The following is a 16,163-nucleotide window of genomic DNA, read 5'->3' as shown; positions in this document are numbered from 1 at the left end:
AGAAACATTTTGAGAAAAGAAATAAGGGATTATCTTCAACAAAAAAAGGAATTACAGGATTTCGTTCGAGAGCAGCCCCAATGGTATAGGACCTTATCCAGAAACCCCGCAGAAATTCAAAAACTTGAAGTTGAGACTTTACATTATCATAAAAAAACAATTCACCATCATGTTGAGAAGTTTTCCAATGGCGTGCAAATGGCATCGATGATGATGAGCATGTTTCAAGCAATGAATTCGAAATCATAAAAAATGGCTTTCTCAAACTTTGAGAGAGCTTTTTGTTTTTTATAGAGTAAAAATACGGAAGTCTACAAATAATAATACAAAAAAAGGAGTGGATTTCACGGATGAAAAAACCATTCAGATCTGTTGTCTATTTGCTATCATTACATATGCTTTTAGTTGGCTGTAATAAGGATATTCCAGAACCAGAAACAAAGAGTAAAGTGACTCCTGGGAATGAAATCAATGTGATTGATCCTATTTCAGCTATCACAGTAACTGCGAAAGGTGCGCAAGATTTCTTTGTTAAGCATCGTGTAGATGGAAAGGATTTATTAATTGAGTGTATTGTAGACGGCGTTTCTTTTAGAGATCATGCTGGTAAGAATAAAGCAAAATTCATTGTGTATGTTGACGGTATAAAAAAGGAAGAAATCTCATCAGCAGCTTTTAAAATAAAGGATTTGTCATCCGGTCGCCACCATATTAAACTGGAAATTGTGAAGGATGATCCTTCAACATATTTTTTAACAAAAGAATTTATAGTAGTGATTTCATGAGTAGGGCTCGACTTTAGCTTTCCAGTAATTCATGGTAAAATAGATTATGGAGGTGAGCTTTAAGTTGCTTGCTACAATTGAAAGAATTGAAATATTAGACGTGGCTGATGAAATCGCTGAAATGATTAAGCAATCAGAAGAAGCGGAGTATTATCGCCAATGCACATATAACATACAATCAAGTCAAGAAACACAAGCGAAAATAACTGAATTTGTAAAGATGAAAGATCTTTATGAAGAGGTTCAGCGTTTTGGCAAATATCATCCGGATTATAAGAAAGTCATGATGTCCATTAGAACTTTAAAACGGGATATGGATATGGACGTAAATGTAGCTGAGTTCCGTAAGGCTGAGAACGAGCTGCAAAGTCTATTAGATGAGATTAGTGTCATCATAGGACATTCCGTATCCATGCAGATTAAAGTCCCTACAGGCAATCCTTTCTTTGACAGCTCATCAAGCTGTGCAGGGGGATGCGGATCTGGCGGTGGCTGTAGCTGTTCAGCGTAACTTTTTAACAGAAAAACGGTTTGGCGGAAGAGCCAAGCCGTTTTTATTTATAAGCAGGGGATTTCTATGTAAAATATCGTGGTATCTTTCAGTAGAAAACCCTTCTCTTTTTACTTATTGATAGAGGGAACAAGCCGGCAACAGAGGCACTTTTCTAAATTCATATTGATATTGTTGTTTTTATTGTGCTAGACTAAAAAGAACAATTGAACAAAAGGGGACATAGTATGCTCGGTCAAAGACAGGGGATTATTGTCTGGCTTTATTCTTTAAAACAGGCAAAAATGCTGAGAAGGTTTGGAAATGTGCATTATGTATCAAAACGACTGAAATATGTTGTTTTGTATTGTAATCTTGAAGACACCGAAAGCTTAATAGAAAAAATCAGTTCATATTCATTTGTAAAAAAAGCAGAACCATCTTATAAGCCTTTTCTAAAGATCGAGTTTGAAAATGCAAAACCTGATAAAGCAAAAGAATACGACTATAAAATGGGTATTTAAGAAGAGGACTTTTGGCCCTCTTCTTTTGTTTTTATTTTTAATATGGATTAAACTAGATTTGAAAATCCTAAGTCATTTGTGGGTTTTTAAGTGGTTAGAAGAGGATTGGATATGGGGCAGAGGATGCGGTGAAGATGCATCATTTCCAGTCATATCCGATCTTTATCTATTTCAATGCAGGTAAATAATGGTTTAAGCGTAGTATCCCAATTAATTGCTGATAGTATAATTCTTTTTCTGCAAAGATGGAAGACGGTTTGACACTAATTCTAATAACAGTCTTACCAAGCTGTTCTGCGGCTTCAGCAAATAGGTCATAACGTTTGTTTGGCTTGTCTGTAGGGTTAGGGATTCCTTCACGGCATACATAAAGCGGCTGAAATTTCCCTTCCTCGGCTGGGTGCAGAATAACAACTAAAGAAGTAACTTCCTTATCGTCTTTTGTTGTATATAGCGCCATCATATGCGAAAGCCTTGCTTGATTTGATTTCGCCAATTCTATCAACTCATAAATATCTGAGTACCCTTCACCTAATTCAATAAATCTCTGTATCAACAACAAAACCCCCTTATAAGAAATGCGGAGGAGCCTCGCTCAGCCCCACAGCTAAAAACATAAAAAGAGCAATGGATATGACGTCCATTGTCCACATAACTTTAACATTTTTCAGAAAAAATATGAAGTAATCATTGGTGATTTATTTATAGGTTTATCTAGGCTTGTCTTACACAAGCCTGAGTATATTAAATTCCTTTTCCCTTTAGGAGGAAAAAATAAAAAATAATGTGACTGCTAATCGTGAATTTGTTAAGGTTAGTATAAAGGTTAGAAGATTATTCAAAAAGGGGACAGGCAATGAGAAAAACGGGAATCCTTTTACTATTTGTTATCATTATCGGCTGTGTGCTATTGATGCAATGGGATTCTTTTTCTGAAAAGAAAAGTAATCATCAATCTCGTATAGAACAGGCCAAACAATATATTGCAGTTAAATCAGTCAGTAACGGCTTGGAAGTAACGCAGACTGTTACTGATTTAACAGCAGAAAACCAATATAGAATAGACATTCCGAAAAAAGTGAAGGATTGGAAGTGCGTTACAAAAGATGGTGAGGCATGTGATACAAAGTGGAATCAATCTGATGTAATGGTAGCTGATGATACTGATTTAGCTTTCCAATATACCATTCCCCTTTCAAATAGTGGAGAAGCAATTTTCCTCCAGCAATGGTCCATCACTTTTCCTGATATTGATATGGTCAAAACGGAGATTGAAATAACTGAGTCTTTAAGAAGAGAAGGTTCATGGATAGCTGGTGTCCCACTAAAGGGATCCATAAAAAAAGATCTCATTGATTATCACTACTTTGAAGGGGAGAACGCAACACCATCCCTCTTCTGGCAAGCGGAGACACTTGAAGGATATCAAGTGAATAGTAAAATGGCGATTTTTTCTAATAAATATGATGATAAAGCGTTAGAAAAATTGAGCCAGCAATTGAATAAATTAATTGATTTCCCTTATGTATCCATTATTTTAACTGATGATGTAAAAGGTACAAAAGGAAATGGCATAATCTTCGCGTCTAGTACCGCTACTCTAGAAGACATAAAAAAGGAAAGTTTAGATTGGTTTTTTTCATATAAATTAAGTGATGTAACAGTGAATCATCCATGGTTCATTGACGTCTTTACTGCATGGACAAACAATAAGCACCCAGAGGGAAAAAAGGCTCAATCAGTCTATCAGATGTTTGAAGAGAATTTGACAGAGATAGAACGTACACGGTTTATCGAAGCTGTTATTTCTCACAAAGGATCCATTTCTGCCAAAGATTTAGATCTGTTGCTTATGGCCAGTAAAGGCGATGAAACAAACTTTTTTGTGGAGAGCTTTCAAGCGGGAGCTGAGACGGTTGACTTGAATTTCTATGATTCAAGGGACCTCATAATATTAGGTAATAAAGAGACAAAGATGAGGATCATTAAAGATGAGGATCAATATCTTTTCCCATTCAAGGAAACGATGGAAAAGCTTGGATTTAAGGTGAAAGAGCTATCAGACCAAGAATTAATGTTAAAAAAAGATGAGGATACATACCGTTTTTACACAAATCAATCTATCTTCATAAATAACGAGGAGAAATACGGACTATTACAAAATCCTCTTACAAAAAAGAATGGTCAATTATATATAGAAAGAAAATGGCTGCAAAATATTTTTCTTCTTAAAATAAAAGAATCAGAAAATGAAATCTTTTTATCTTATTAACCTTAAACGCTTGCAAATCCTTAGAAATATGCAATTCAAATATAAAAAAAGCCCTGCAGACATTTTCTGCAGGGTCCTTCTATACCCTCAAAAAGGATAGAAGGCAAAGGGAGAGGAGAAACCGGAGGAAGAACTTATGGGGAAACGTAAGTCTTCTCCGCGGTTGGCAACAACATCCTCGAATAGATGCTGTTAATTTCATTATTTCCATAATAAATGAGGTTATACATCCTGCCGTTAAAAATTACCATGAGAGTGTGTTTAGCTGGTTGCGCTATCAAAAACTTGTTGGCTAGCAAGCAAATATTGTGGTAGGATAGGGAAGAAAATTGATAAAACAAGTAGTGGTGATAAATATGCGAGTAGTATCTGGAACACAAAAAGGAAAGCATTTAAAGGCAGTCCCTGGCAATTCTACACGGCCGACAACAGATAAAGTGAAAGAAGCCATTTTTAATATGATCGGTCCGTATTTTGATGGAGGAATAGGTCTTGATTTATATGCTGGCAGTGGCGGGTTAGGGATTGAGGCATTAAGCAGGGGTGCAGAAAAAGTCATATTTGTAGACCGTGATGGAAAAGCGATTCAAACGATTCATGATAATATTCGAACTTGCGAATTAGAGGAAAATGTTGAAGTTTACCGCAATGATTCTTCAAGAGCATTGAAAGCGCTTATAAAAAGAGAGCTGACTTTCGACTATATATTTTTAGATCCACCTTATAAAAAACAGCAACTTGTAGCGTTGTTGGAATTAATCGATTCTGCAAATCTGTTGTCATCAAGCGGTGTCATCGTTTGCGAGCATGGTTCGGATGTTACTTTACCTAATGAAATCGGGGATTTTATTCAAAATAAACACGAAAATTATGGAATGATTTCAATTTCCATTTTTAATAAAAACATACATAAAAGCTAGTGAATCAAAGGGGGATATTTATGAAAGGCATTGCTGTTTGTCCGGGTAGTTTTGACCCAATTACATATGGTCATTTGGACATCATTAAAAGAGGGGCAAAGGTGTTTAATCAGATTCATGTCGTGCTATTAAATAATTCATCGAAGAACCCGTTATTTACAGTAGAAGAAAGAATGGAATTAATTAAAGAAGTGACTAAGGATATTCCCAATGTAGTAGTAGACTCCTACCAAGGGCTATTAGTTGAATACGCAAAAAGTGTAGAAGCAAGTGCTCTTATTAGAGGGCTGAGAGCGGTATCAGATTTTGAATATGAGATGCAAATCACTTCCATGAACCGCGTATTAAACGATGAAATTGAAACATTTTTTGTGATGACCAATAATCAGTACTCATTCCTTAGCTCAAGTATAGTAAAAGAAGTGGCAAAGTATAATGGCGATATTTCTGACCTTGTTCCGCCAGCTGTAAGAATGGCATTACAAGAAAAATTTTCAATATAATAATAACTGATCCGTTAAAGAGATTAAATCTTTTCACGGATCAGTTTTTTTAATATTGGCAAAATCATACCTTGAATTTAGTGGCCATTTGGTAAATAAATTCTTTTAGCAAGTATGAAAATATAAATCATTAATGAAGCGATTGTAATGATGGGGCCGTATTCTACTAATTGATAATACAAGGATCCTTCTCCAAATAGAAAAACGGGAATGGCGTTTGATGGCTGCTCAAATTGATAGAGGCGTTCATATAATACTTTCCAAAAAATGAAGGCGTATAATGCTGCAATAAAAGCATGGATGATTCTTGCGAAAAAAAATGGTTTAAAGCGGATGTCGGTTTGCGCTAAGATACTAGCGACTTGTGCTTGTACGCTAAAGCCACAAAAGGCAAGAATGGCGCTAGCTACAATGACTTTTTCCATTAAAGTTACTGTATCAACCTGACTGGCCATTTGATTTCCAAGTGTGAGCTCGAAGATGCCTGAAAATAATGCGATACTCAATTCAGGTGATAACTGAAAGATTGATAAGAGCACTTCTAAGAATTTTGCTAAAACGACTGTGATTCCGACATGGAATAACAGTTTATTAATGACGGAAAATAGAATAATAAATCCGCCAATCATGAGAAGTGTTTGAATGGAAGACATCACAGCGTCACCTAGTAATTTCCCAAGGGGTCTTTGTTCACTCATTCTAGTTTGGTGAAGAACGGAAAATGCTGATCGTAATGTAGCCTTTCTTTTTTTTGTAACGATTTCTTCCTTCTCTTGGTTTTTACCATAAAACCTCATTAATAAGCCGACTGTAATATTACCTAGATAATGAGCTAATGCTAAAATAATGCCTATCTTGGCATTATTGAAGAAGCCTACTGAAACAGCACCAAAAATAAATAAAGGATTGGAGCAATTGCTGAATGATACGAGTCGCTCAGCTTCAATTCTAGAAATTTGTTTTTCTTGTCTTAATCGGGCGGTAAACTTCGCTCCTGCTGGATAGCCTGAGGCCATTCCCATTGCCAGAACAAACCCCCCGACCCCTGGCACTTTAAATAAAGGTCGCATAAGCGGCTCTAGAAGAACACCGATGAATCGTACTACACCAAATCCGATGAGGATCTCAGATACTATAAAAAATGGTAATAATGAAGGGAAGACGATTTCCCACCACATATTGAGGCCCCTAGTAGATGCATCAATTGATTCTTGTGGAAATGAAATAAGAGATAACGCCACCAATGAAACTGAAAGAGCAAGGATAATGGTTTTGATTTTAGAACGTAACACGCGAAACTGAGCCTCCCTCAGGTATTGCTTACCTACTGTGTAAAAAAAAGTTTATATGGTAAAATAAGGAGTAGGTATCTTTTCTAGCAGGTTACTTTGAAAATACAAACAGAATATAGATGAACAATCCATATGTAAAAAGAATCTTGGCCTGTCCTCATATTATTCAATATACTCATAGAAGTTTGAAATAGACCATAATATTAACAAGCTGTTTATCGTTCATCTAATGGATAATAACTAAAGTGCTTCTCTCTACATACCCTTATATGGAGACGGTTCTTAAAGTAGAGGAAATGTGAAGGAACCAACATCTAAAGGAGGGATTCTCCCTGGGTCGTCCAAAAGTTGGATTATCGCTCGGTTCAGGAGGTGCGCGAGGTTTTGCTCACTTAGGAGTTATTAAGGTTCTCCAAGAAGAAGGAATACCGATTGATTTAATTGCCGGGAGCAGCATGGGTGCGATGGTCGGTTGTTTTTATGGTGCGGGCTTAGACATCGAGCGACTATATAAATTCTCCACTGTATTTAAACGAAAGTATTATATTGACTTTACAGTGCCTAAAATGGGTTTTATAGCAGGTAAACGCGTAAAAGAACTTATCAGGGTATTTACACATGGGAAGAATATAGAGGAATTAAGTATTCCCGTTTCTGTCGTCGCAACAGATTTAATGACCGGTGATAAGGTCATTTTTGATAAAGGCCCTATTGCAGATGCGGTTAGGGCGAGCATATCCATTCCAGGCATTTTTGTCCCAGAAAAAATAAATGGACGCCTTCTAGTAGATGGAGGAGTAGTGGATCGAGTCCCCGTTTCAGTTGTGAAGGAAATGGGTGCTGATATTGTTATAGCCGTCGATGTGTCTCATGTAAAGGTAAATACGGAAATCACTTCGATTTATGATGTGATCATGCAGAGCTTAGATATCTTACAAATGGAGAATGTGAAACATCGCGAAATTGCTTCAGACTTTATGATTAAGCCGAGAGTTGAAATGTTTAGTTCAAAGGCTTTTACAAATATTGAAGAAATTATTATGATAGGTGAAGAGGAAGCGCGAAAGCATACAGAAAAAATTAAAGAAACAATACTTAATTGGAAGGGGCAAGGAGAATGAAAAATCGGTTTTTAGTCCGCTCCTTCTTTGTCGTAGCAATCCTTGTGCTACTTAGCTCTTTTTTCTATCTGCCATACTATGTGTCTAAACCAGGAATGGCAAAGGAATTAGAACCGATTATAGAAGTGGATAATGCCTCTCAGTCTGAAGGCACCTTTATGCTGACAACTGTAAGAATGGGTAAGGCTAACATTTATGCTTATTTGACTGCGAAGTTAAGTAAATATCAAAAAATTCATCCTGTAGAAGAAATTCGCAGAGAGGACGAAACAGATAAAGAATATAATCTTCGTCAACTTCACCTAATGGATTCATCTAAATCAGCAGCCATTGAAGTGGCTTATCAGCATGCAAATATTCCTATTCACTATGAATATAAAGGTGTCTACGTATTACAAGTGATGGAAGGAATGCCGGCTGAAGGGGCAATAGAACTTGGCGATAGAATTATCGAAGTGGATGGACAAAAGTTTGACTCTTCAACTGAATTTATTGACATAATTTCAAAGAAGAAAAAAGGGGAAAAAGCTGTATTAACTTATGAACGTGATAAAGATATCAAAGAGGTTGAGCTAACATTAAAAGTTTTACCGCAAACGGGCAAAGCGGGTGTAGGTATCACATTGGTTGACGATAAGGAGATTGAAGTCGAACCAAAGGTGGAAATAGATAGCAGCGAAATAGGCGGCCCGTCAGCGGGATTCATGTTCTCGCTGGAAATTTATGATCAATTAATTGAAGAAGATTTGACAAAGGGATATAGGATTGCTGGAACAGGAACCATTGCTCCCGAGGGCACTGTAGGCAGAATAGGTGGGGTTGAGCAAAAAGTAGTTGCTGCAGATAAAGCTGGTGCTGACATCTTTTTTGCTCCTAATGAAGCAGGGAATAAAGATTCAAATTATTTGGCTGCCATAGCGACTGCAAAAGATATTAAGACGAATATGAAAATAATTCCTATTGATACTTTTGATGAAGCAGTAGACTATCTGCTTTCCCTTGATAATAAGTAAAATGATACATAAAAGGCCAACCGCAGTAAAATGTGGTTGGCCTTCTTTTGTATATGCAACAGCTAGCTAGATATGATGATGGGCGGTTGTTTAAAATCTTGTGCTAATAATTCTTGCTGCACCTTTTTTGTACCTGCTAACGCATAGATTCTTGATGCTTTAATATCAAGTGCTAATTTTTCTTGATCGCGTGTAGTTATCCTGGATATTAACGGTAAATCCAACTTGGTTTTATTCTTATTCAAATATTCTCTGCCTTTGTCTGTCATTCCCAAAAGACGTAAATATTCAGCCGTATTATGAGTTGACTGCATCTCTTCTTTTAAAGTATTTGTTAAGATATGAACGCAGATTCGTTGGAGCCTTGTCCAAGTATATCGCTTTGTTTTTAGTCCTTCCATAAAAGCTTTGAAGGACTCAGCCTGCCATGCTAAATGAAGGAATCTATTTTCAATTCCTTCCTCAACTTCATAGACTCTTCTTAGCTCATCTGGTGTAGAATGAAGCAAGCGATATTTCAACAGAGGCCAATAATTTTCCCAGTGATGAAACAGTCCAAAGCGGCTGTAATAATAATTTAGTTCCTCATAAGTGGTTTCAGGAACATATGTCTGGATATCACAGAGTTTACCTTTATGTGAAAATAGTGCTTTTCTAAGACTGGTTGCACTGGCAATCGTTGCCGAGGTGAAATCTTCATCGTGATAATCTGCATTTTTACGTCCGATTGTGACTGGTTTCATTCGCGTATTCTGTGCTTGAATGGCTTTAATGTATTGAAAGCCTAATATATTATTCGGCTTAGTCAGATCAATCAATGCCTTATCCGGAGCTAAAGCTTGATAGGCTAAAGATGAAGCTTTAGGATAGCTATTACCTTGATCTATGTATTTTTTCACTAATTGTTGATAATTGCTATCTTGCTCCTCTAGAAAATGAATAGAATCCAAAAATGCCCCGATGTCCCCTGATTCACTGCCAAAGCACAGATACTCACACCGAATTGCCTCTAGAATGGACACTGCGCCACTTGCAAAGCTATTGGCTTGTTGTGTAGCAAATTGATAGGGCAGCTCTATGACGATGTCACAGCCTGCTTGTAGAGCCATTTTTGTCCTTGACCATTTTGAAACCAGTGCTGGTTCCCCGCGTTGTAAGAAATTCCCGCTCATCACTGCGATGACAACATCCGCATCGGTATGCTTCTTCGCTTCCTGCAAATGATAGGAATGGCCATTATGAAAAGGATTATACTCAACTACAACTCCAACAGCTTTCATTAATCTCCCAGCTCCTTTCATTTTTCTCTTATTATAGAGGAAAATAAGGGTTATCACTAACAATGCTAAAAACACTTATGAAATGTGAAGACCATCATTAAAAATATATGGATGGAATCCAATTAAAATAAGTCTGCATATGATACTAAAGGGTTAACCCATTCATGTGAGCTGGTGATAAATGCAGTAAAAAGTCGTCGGTTTTTGATGTTTTAGCCAGTTCTTATTTCTTATTATTAATAATAATGTTTGCAAATGATAAAAAAATGGTTAAAATACAAAGAGTGTCTCATTTATCCGGGATGAACTTGTTCCGGACTGTAAAGAAAAAATATTGACAAATAATTATATGAAAGCTATAATTACCTTTGTTGCCTTGGGGTGATTCGTATGAAATGGACTTTAAGTCAGTTACAAAAATATCGAAGCAAGGACTTACCCATTGATGAAATCGTCAATGTGGATGAAGTAATTAAGCTTGATCCAGATATTAGAGACGCTTCACCAATGCATATATGCGGCCGTGCAGATATTGATTCGGCTAAAGTGACTTTTCATTTGAAAATAGAAGGTCATTTAATACTTCCTTGTTCTCGTACTTTAGTTGACGTAAAATTTCCAATTAATGTTGAGACAATTGAAACATTCCTCTTAAAAAACACTGATTTTGAAACTGGAGAGGAAGTTCATCAAGTAGACGGTGATGTGATTGACCTTATGCCGGTCATTCATGAAATCCTAATACTCGAAGTCCCAATGCAGGTTTTCTGTGAAGAAAGCAGAGAAGATGGAGCTCCTCAATCTGGTAAAGGTTGGGAAGTTATCAGCGAGCAAGATAATAAGGATAAAGTTGATCCTCGTCTTGCCGGACTTGCACAGTTTTTTAATCAAAATGATTCTTCTTCCGATACATAATAGGAAGTAAGAAGAACAAGAAGCCTTTGAAGAATCCAGCAATATCTGGCCTTCATAACTTTCTTAATAGTGTATGTTCAAATATAGGAGAGCAGTGCTACTCTGTAATGATAGATGCAATTCCTTGAGTTTGAACGTCTCTAATTCTCTTTAAGGAGGTGGGAATAATGGCTGTACCTTTTAGAAGAACTTCTAAAACTGCAAAAAGAAAACGTCGTACCCATTTTAAATTACAGGTTCCTGGTATGGTAGAATGCCCAAACTGTGGTGACATGAAACTTGCACACCGCGTTTGCAAAGCTTGTGGAACATACAAAGGAAAAGAAGTTGTAAGCAACTAATTTCTTAACATAAAAAGCACAAGAACTTTAATGTTCTTGTGCTTTTTATTGTTTAATGGGAGAAATTTTCTTTTTGCGCTATAATAAATATCAGATAATTTAATGTTTAGGGGAGATATTGCGATGGAATCATATATCATTGAAGAGCAGGACGGACTGCTAGTTTTTACGATCAATAGAGAAGAAAAAAGGAATGCAATAAGCTATGATGTGATGGATGGACTGGAGAAAGCGGTATCGCTTGCTAAAGAAAATGAGATTAAAGCGATGATGATAACTGGTGCTGGAGAAAGTGCTTTTTGCTCTGGTGGAGATTTATCCGTTTTTCATCAATTAAGGACTGCGGATGAAGCGTATGTGATGTTAAAACGTATGTCTGACATATTAATTAAAATTCTATTATTACCTAAGCCAACAATAGCTGTAATGAACGGAACGGCTGTTGGGGGAGGATGTGAGCTTGCTTCAGCCTGTGATTTTCGGATTGCGAAAAATGGAATGAGGGCCGGTTTTATACAAGGTTCACTAGCGATTACAACAGGCTGGGGAGGAGGTACCATTATATCAGAAAAACTCACGCATGCAGATGCGATGAAAATGCTGATGGAAGCCATTCCTTATAATGACGAGCAATTACTCCAGCTAGGATTCGTACATTCTATATATAGTGGAGATGCAATCACAGCAGGCCAATCATACTTACATAACATAATGAAGCTCGAATCAGATGTTCTTAAAGCGTATAAAGAGATGTTTATTAAAAAGATGATCCATAATGGAATCGAAGAAAGAGTGAATGAAGAAGTCAATCGTTGTGCCATTTTATGGGGTGAAGAAGCTCATCATGAACAGGTCGCAAAATTTTTGAACAAATAAACAATTTGTCCTTCGTTCTATTCATCTGTGATTTTTAAAAATTATGGTAAAACAAATATATTCTAATGCAGATATCAGTCTATCTTTTCTAGTAGAAGCATATGATGAAATAAAAACACTAGGAGGGGTTTCTAATGACTGCAACGCGTCAGGATGCATGGTCACAAGATGAGGATTTACTGCTAGCAGAAGTTGTTCTTCGTCATATTCGCGAGGGTGGTACACAATTGCTTGCATTTGAGGAGGTTGGTAGGCAGCTGTCAAGAACGGCGGCAGCTTGCGGGTTTCGCTGGAATTCTTATGTAAGGAAGCAGTATAAAACAGGGATAGAGTTGGCAAAAAAACAACGAAAAGAGCTTAAAAAACAGCCAAAAACGGCTAAAACAGAAATTAATGAATTTATGAATACTCATGCGCAAGCAGTGAGGAATGGTGCAGTGCAGGAATTACCAACAGATATTCATCTTCCCGAGCTTGAAGTGTTTCTGCAAAATATAAAGTCGTTATATGAAAAGGCTAAAAACGCGGGAGGTCATCAAAAGGATTTAACTGTGTATGAGGACAGGATTCAACAATTGGAAAAACAAACCTATTACTTAGCGGCAGAGAATGAAAAATTAATAAAAGAACTCCATTCAATTGAAGAAGATTATAAAGCCTTAATAGATATTATGGAACGGGCAAGGAAGATGGTTGTATTAAAGGGCGATGACCGTCATAAAAATGTAAAAGTATAGGTTTGTCTATTCCGATGAAGTCCTTCATCGAATCACTTTTTTATTATGTACTTTTATGATAATCAATCAAAAAAGGAATCCTTTGCCATTATTGAACAAAGGATTCCTTTTTTTATTTTAGCTTACTTTTCTGTTGATTGTTCTTTCACGCCATGAGGGAACCAGACGAGCGGGTTTTCGCCTAAATCTCTTTCCATGTCATATTGTATGGAAGAGAAGTCCATTTTTGTCCAAAAATCTTTTGATTTAACGCGTGAGTTTGTTTTAATAGGAAGTCCAAACTCTTTTGCAAACTGCACTAAAGCACTGCCATACCCTTTAGATTGGTAGTCCGGAAGTACTTCTAGCTTCCACAGTTCTAAATAATCCTGTGCTGGTTCGAAATAGCGGTTAAATCTTCCTTCTACTTGATAGAGGCTCATCCTAGCAACCAATTTGTCGCCAAAATATACCCCGTAAAATGGTGATTCACTGCCATTTTCAACAATATTCGCTTCAAGGTCTTCACTCATGGATAACTCTTGTACACCATATTCTTTAAACTTTTTAAAATCTTCTAGGGTCTTGTAATTCACTTTTAATTTTTCAACTTTATAATTCATTTTTTAATCCCCCAAGCTATGTTCAGTTAATAAATGATTTTCTTTCTTGTATCTTATATACCCTGAATGCGCTTACTACACTACTATTATATAACAATATTACGAAAATTTCTGCACCTTTCTACATAACTATTTGAAATAACCTTTAATATCAAAAAAATATAGAAAGCGTTTTCAAAAAAAAGAAGGAAAAATACAGAAGATTGTAGAAATAAATAATATTGCAATAAAAGTTTTTCAAAAAGCCCTTACTTTTTTTGTGAGTGGCTGTCCTTTTTAGGATTGAATACTTTCCTATTCTAATGGTGAAAGGAGATTGAAAGTGAAAAAAATACTTATTGCTAATAGGGGAGAAATTGCTTTAAGAATTATAAAGACTTGTCGGGAAATGGGGATTGAATCCATTGCGGTATACTCTCACGCTGATAAGGATATGCCCTTTGTTCAAGAAGCAACCTACTCATTCCCAATCGGTGAAGCGCCTGTTAACAAGTCATATTTAAATACTGATGCAATACTTGAAGTGGCTAAAAGAGAGAAGGCTGATGCCATTCATCCTGGATATGGCTTTCTCTCGGAAAACGCTGATTTTGCTAGAACTGTTGAAAAGGAAGGGATAAAATATATCGGTCCCGATCCGAATACGATTGAGTTAATGGGAGATAAAATAATTTCAAGAAAAACAATGGCTGATGCTGGTGTTCCGGTTGTTCCAGGCAGTGAAGCGGGAACATCTACTGTGGAAGAGGCTTGTCAACTAGCACAATCTATGGGTTACCCAGTCATGCTAAAAGCGAGCAGTGGCGGGGGCGGAATAGGAATGGTACGCTGTGAAAATGAGCAAGCGCTCACTAAATCTTTCCAAGCGACTAAGGGAAGAGCAAAAGCTTATTTTGGTTCTGATGAAGTGTTTGTAGAAAAATTTATTGAAAATGCACGTCATATTGAAGTACAAATTTTTGGAGATAGTCATGGGAACAGGGTTCATCTTTTTGAAAGGGATTGCTCCATTCAAAGGCGACACCAAAAAGTTGTTGAAGAATCTCCATCCCCATTCCTATCAGATGGAACAAAAGAGAAAATGTTTCAAACAGCACTTGCAGCAGCTGAAGCAGTGCAATACACAAATGCAGGTACGATTGAGTTTATCGTCGATGAGCAGGAAAACTTTTATTTCTTAGAAATGAACACGAGATTACAAGTGGAGCATCCTGTTACAGAACAAATCACTGGCCTGGATTTAGTGAAATGGCAAATTCTTGTGGCAAAGGGAGAAAAATTGCCTCTCCTACAGGACGAAATCCAATCTAAAGGTCAATCCATAGAATTTAGGTTATATGCTGAGGATCCAAATACTTTTCTTCCTTCACCAGGTCTCATTCAATTGTTTGAATGGAAAAACATTGAAGGTGTAAGGGTTGATTATGGTTATCAAACAAATTCTACAGTTACACCTTTCTATGATCCAATGATTGCTAAATGTATTATTTATGGGGATACAAGGCAGATAGCAATTGAGCGAGCGCAAGTCTTTTTTTCTGAAGTTAAGATTGAGGGGATAAAAACAAATGCCCCGTTGTTTAAAGAAATTGTTAGGGACCAGGATTTTGTAGCAGGGCAGTATTCAACAAGTTACTTAGTAAATAAGGCATTTGCCGTTAAATAATAGGAGGAAATCGGAATGAAAGAAATTAATGCAACAATGGCAGGGACTGTATTAAATGTAATGGTAGCTAATGGTGATGAAATTACCGCAGGTCAAGAGGTCATCATGCTGGAATCGATGAAAATGGAAATACCTATTGAAAGCCCAGACAGTGGAAAAATCGCTGAACTTAAGGTGAATATTGGCGATTTTGTTAATGAAGGTGACGTTTTACTCGTTATTGAATAATCGTTTGAAATTTAGGGATCCTTGGATGTCCAATATGGCGTGATTTAATATGGAATTGAGGGTAAAGATCGACCTTCATTTCCTCCGCACCTTAAGCTTGTCGGGGCTGACCAAGGCTCCTCCACATTTCTAATTATCTAGTTGCGGTGGCTAGGAGCCGAGGTCTTAAGTCAATCCAACCACAAGGGTAATAATCACCTTTATAGTTGGATCGCCTTAAGCTTGTCGCTCCTGAGCAAGCCACCTCCACATTTCTATTTTGTCTAGTTGCGGTGGCTAGCCCCTCGAGGTCTTAAGTCACGAATGAATTGAAGGTAAAGATCGACCTTCATTTCCTCCGCGTCTTAAGCTTGTCGGGGCTAAGCAAGCCACCTCCACATTTTTATTTTTGTCTAGTTGTGGTGGCTAGGAGCTCGAGGTCTTAAGTCACCGAGGAATTGAAGGCAAAGTTCAGCCTTCATTTCCTCCGCGTCTTAAGCTTGTCGCTCCTGAGCAAGCCACCACCACATTTCTATTTTGTCTAGTTGCGGTGGCTAGCCCCTCGAGGTCTTAAGTCACGAATGAATTGAAGGTAAAGATCGACCTTCATTTCCTCCGC

General features: G+C 37.1%; 19 protein-coding genes. 15 read left to right on the top strand and 4 right to left on the bottom strand.

Translation table 11 applies throughout. The features are described 5' to 3' along the window. Nucleotides 1–9 precede the first annotated feature (9 nt). The 4 genes from J2S17_RS20715 to J2S17_RS20700 all read left to right on the top strand — a co-directional run bounded on the left by J2S17_RS20715 (nt 10) and on the right by J2S17_RS20700 (nt 1,799). On the top strand, nt 10–249 hold the full coding sequence (locus tag J2S17_RS20715; RefSeq protein ID WP_307477714.1) for a YlbE-like family protein: 240 nt from the start codon (nt 10–12) through the stop codon (nt 247–249). 101 nt (nt 250–350) lie between these two features. Next, on the top strand, nt 351–785 hold the full coding sequence (locus tag J2S17_RS20710; RefSeq protein ID WP_307477713.1) for a hypothetical protein: 435 nt from the start codon (nt 351–353) through the stop codon (nt 783–785). A gap of 64 nt (nt 786–849) precedes the next feature. Continuing rightward, nucleotides 850–1,296, top strand: a complete 447-nt coding sequence (locus J2S17_RS20705) for a YlbF/YmcA family competence regulator (protein WP_307477712.1) — start codon at nt 850–852, stop codon at nt 1,294–1,296. 227 nt (nt 1,297–1,523) lie between these two features. Next, entirely contained in the window at nt 1,524–1,799 is a 276-nt protein-coding gene (locus tag J2S17_RS20700; RefSeq protein ID WP_307477711.1) for a YlbG family protein, read from the top strand. Nucleotides 1,800–1,965: 166 nt separating this feature from the next. On the opposite strand, the gene J2S17_RS20695 is transcribed toward J2S17_RS20700, so the two are convergent. Then, nucleotides 1,966–2,355 (bottom strand): DUF7147 family protein, encoded by a 390-nt coding sequence (locus J2S17_RS20695; protein WP_307477710.1) that lies wholly within the window; start codon nt 2,353–2,355, stop codon nt 1,966–1,968. Between the two features lie 300 nt (nt 2,356–2,655). Here J2S17_RS20695 and J2S17_RS20690 point away from each other — a divergent pair, with 300 nt between their 5' ends. From J2S17_RS20690 to coaD, 3 genes are all read left to right on the top strand, one after another. Further along, the gene (locus J2S17_RS20690) at nt 2,656–4,071 is read left to right on the top strand and encodes a stalk domain-containing protein (RefSeq protein WP_307477708.1); all 1,416 of its coding nucleotides are present in this window, start codon (nt 2,656–2,658) and stop codon (nt 4,069–4,071) included. 356 nt (nt 4,072–4,427) lie between these two features. After that, on the top strand, nt 4,428–4,991 hold the full coding sequence (gene rsmD, locus J2S17_RS20685; RefSeq protein ID WP_307477796.1) for a 16S rRNA (guanine(966)-N(2))-methyltransferase RsmD: 564 nt from the start codon (nt 4,428–4,430) through the stop codon (nt 4,989–4,991). 20 nt (nt 4,992–5,011) lie between these two features. Then, entirely contained in the window at nt 5,012–5,494 is a 483-nt protein-coding gene (gene coaD, locus J2S17_RS20680; RefSeq protein WP_307477706.1) for a pantetheine-phosphate adenylyltransferase, read from the top strand. A gap of 77 nt (nt 5,495–5,571) precedes the next feature. On the opposite strand, the gene spoVV is transcribed toward coaD, so the two are convergent. Further along, entirely contained in the window at nt 5,572–6,786 is a 1,215-nt protein-coding gene (gene spoVV, locus J2S17_RS20675) for a dipicolinic acid transporter SpoVV (protein ID WP_307477704.1), read from the bottom strand. Between the two features lie 332 nt (nt 6,787–7,118). Here spoVV and J2S17_RS20670 point away from each other — a divergent pair, with 332 nt between their 5' ends. Together J2S17_RS20670 and J2S17_RS20665 are read left to right on the top strand one after the other, a co-directional pair. Further along, nucleotides 7,119–7,907, top strand: a complete 789-nt coding sequence (locus tag J2S17_RS20670) for a patatin-like phospholipase family protein (protein WP_307477794.1) — start codon at nt 7,119–7,121, stop codon at nt 7,905–7,907. Next, nucleotides 7,904–8,920, top strand: coding sequence for a SepM family pheromone-processing serine protease (locus J2S17_RS20665; RefSeq protein WP_307477702.1), 1,017 nt, complete (start codon nt 7,904–7,906; stop codon nt 8,918–8,920). The genes J2S17_RS20670 and J2S17_RS20665 overlap by 4 nt, the downstream gene beginning before the upstream one ends. A gap of 62 nt (nt 8,921–8,982) precedes the next feature. Here J2S17_RS20665 and J2S17_RS20660 read toward each other — a convergent pair whose 3' ends face one another. Next, nucleotides 8,983–10,200, bottom strand: a complete 1,218-nt coding sequence (locus J2S17_RS20660) for a nucleotidyltransferase (protein WP_307477701.1) — start codon at nt 10,198–10,200, stop codon at nt 8,983–8,985. Nucleotides 10,201–10,590: 390 nt separating this feature from the next. On the opposite strand from J2S17_RS20660, the gene J2S17_RS20655 reads away from it, so the two are divergent. The 4 genes from J2S17_RS20655 (at nt 10,591) to J2S17_RS20640 (ending at nt 13,069) form a co-directional block, all read left to right on the top strand. Then, nucleotides 10,591–11,115 (top strand): YceD family protein, encoded by a 525-nt coding sequence (locus tag J2S17_RS20655; RefSeq protein WP_307477700.1) that lies wholly within the window; start codon nt 10,591–10,593, stop codon nt 11,113–11,115. A 167-nt stretch (nt 11,116–11,282) separates the two neighbouring features. Next, a complete protein-coding gene (rpmF, locus tag J2S17_RS20650; protein ID WP_307477699.1) occupies nt 11,283–11,456 on the top strand; it encodes a 50S ribosomal protein L32 in 174 nt (57 codons plus the stop codon). 123 nt (nt 11,457–11,579) lie between these two features. After that, nucleotides 11,580–12,332, top strand: coding sequence for an enoyl-CoA hydratase/isomerase family protein (locus tag J2S17_RS20645; RefSeq protein WP_307477698.1), 753 nt, complete (start codon nt 11,580–11,582; stop codon nt 12,330–12,332). Nucleotides 12,333–12,466: 134 nt separating this feature from the next. After that, on the top strand, nt 12,467–13,069 hold the full coding sequence (locus tag J2S17_RS20640; protein ID WP_307477697.1) for an RsfA family transcriptional regulator: 603 nt from the start codon (nt 12,467–12,469) through the stop codon (nt 13,067–13,069). Nucleotides 13,070–13,191: 122 nt separating this feature from the next. On the opposite strand, the gene J2S17_RS20635 is transcribed toward J2S17_RS20640, so the two are convergent. Then, on the bottom strand, nt 13,192–13,671 hold the full coding sequence (locus J2S17_RS20635) for an N-acetyltransferase (protein ID WP_307477696.1): 480 nt from the start codon (nt 13,669–13,671) through the stop codon (nt 13,192–13,194). Between the two features lie 322 nt (nt 13,672–13,993). Between J2S17_RS20635 and J2S17_RS20630 the strand changes: the two genes are divergently transcribed. Together J2S17_RS20630 and J2S17_RS20625 are read left to right on the top strand one after the other, a co-directional pair. After that, nucleotides 13,994–15,337: an acetyl-CoA carboxylase biotin carboxylase subunit gene (locus J2S17_RS20630; RefSeq protein ID WP_307477695.1), complete on the top strand. Its 1,344-nt coding sequence runs from the start codon at nt 13,994–13,996 to the stop codon at nt 15,335–15,337. 15 nt (nt 15,338–15,352) lie between these two features. Then, complete coding sequence (locus J2S17_RS20625; RefSeq protein WP_307477694.1) at nt 15,353–15,565, top strand: acetyl-CoA carboxylase biotin carboxyl carrier protein subunit; 213 nt, start codon at nt 15,353–15,355, stop codon at nt 15,563–15,565. The last annotated feature ends 598 nt before the right edge of the window (nt 15,566–16,163 follow it).

It is taken from the genome of Cytobacillus purgationiresistens (assembly GCF_030813235.1).
In the GTDB taxonomy this organism is placed as follows: Bacteria; Bacillota; Bacilli; order Bacillales; family Cytobacillaceae; genus Cytobacillus; species Cytobacillus purgationiresistens.
Note: the sequence above shows the minus strand (reverse complement) of the source record. Positions and strands in the feature narration are given on the sequence as shown.

Excerpts from the sequence above, each read along its gene's own strand:
- J2S17_RS20710 (WP_307477713.1), top strand. The coding sequence starts at position 351 with ATGAAAAAACCATTCAGATCTGTTGTCTATTTGCTATCATTACATATG.
- J2S17_RS20700 (WP_307477711.1), top strand. The coding sequence starts at position 1,524 with ATGCTCGGTCAAAGACAGGGGATTATTGTCTGGCTTTATTCTTTAAAA.
- J2S17_RS20690 (WP_307477708.1), top strand. The coding sequence starts at position 2,656 with ATGAGAAAAACGGGAATCCTTTTACTATTTGTTATCATTATCGGCTGT.
- rsmD (WP_307477796.1), top strand. The coding sequence starts at position 4,428 with ATGCGAGTAGTATCTGGAACACAAAAAGGAAAGCATTTAAAGGCAGTC.
- coaD (WP_307477706.1), top strand. The coding sequence starts at position 5,012 with ATGAAAGGCATTGCTGTTTGTCCGGGTAGTTTTGACCCAATTACATAT.
- J2S17_RS20665 (WP_307477702.1), top strand. The coding sequence starts at position 7,904 with ATGAAAAATCGGTTTTTAGTCCGCTCCTTCTTTGTCGTAGCAATCCTT.
- J2S17_RS20660 (WP_307477701.1), bottom strand. The coding sequence starts at position 10,200 with ATGAAAGCTGTTGGAGTTGTAGTTGAGTATAATCCTTTTCATAATGGC.
- J2S17_RS20655 (WP_307477700.1), top strand. The coding sequence starts at position 10,591 with ATGAAATGGACTTTAAGTCAGTTACAAAAATATCGAAGCAAGGACTTA.
- rpmF (WP_307477699.1), top strand. The coding sequence starts at position 11,283 with ATGGCTGTACCTTTTAGAAGAACTTCTAAAACTGCAAAAAGAAAACGT.
- J2S17_RS20645 (WP_307477698.1), top strand. The coding sequence starts at position 11,580 with ATGGAATCATATATCATTGAAGAGCAGGACGGACTGCTAGTTTTTACG.
- J2S17_RS20640 (WP_307477697.1), top strand. The coding sequence starts at position 12,467 with ATGACTGCAACGCGTCAGGATGCATGGTCACAAGATGAGGATTTACTG.
- J2S17_RS20635 (WP_307477696.1), bottom strand. The coding sequence starts at position 13,671 with ATGAATTATAAAGTTGAAAAATTAAAAGTGAATTACAAGACCCTAGAA.
- J2S17_RS20625 (WP_307477694.1), top strand. The coding sequence starts at position 15,353 with ATGAAAGAAATTAATGCAACAATGGCAGGGACTGTATTAAATGTAATG.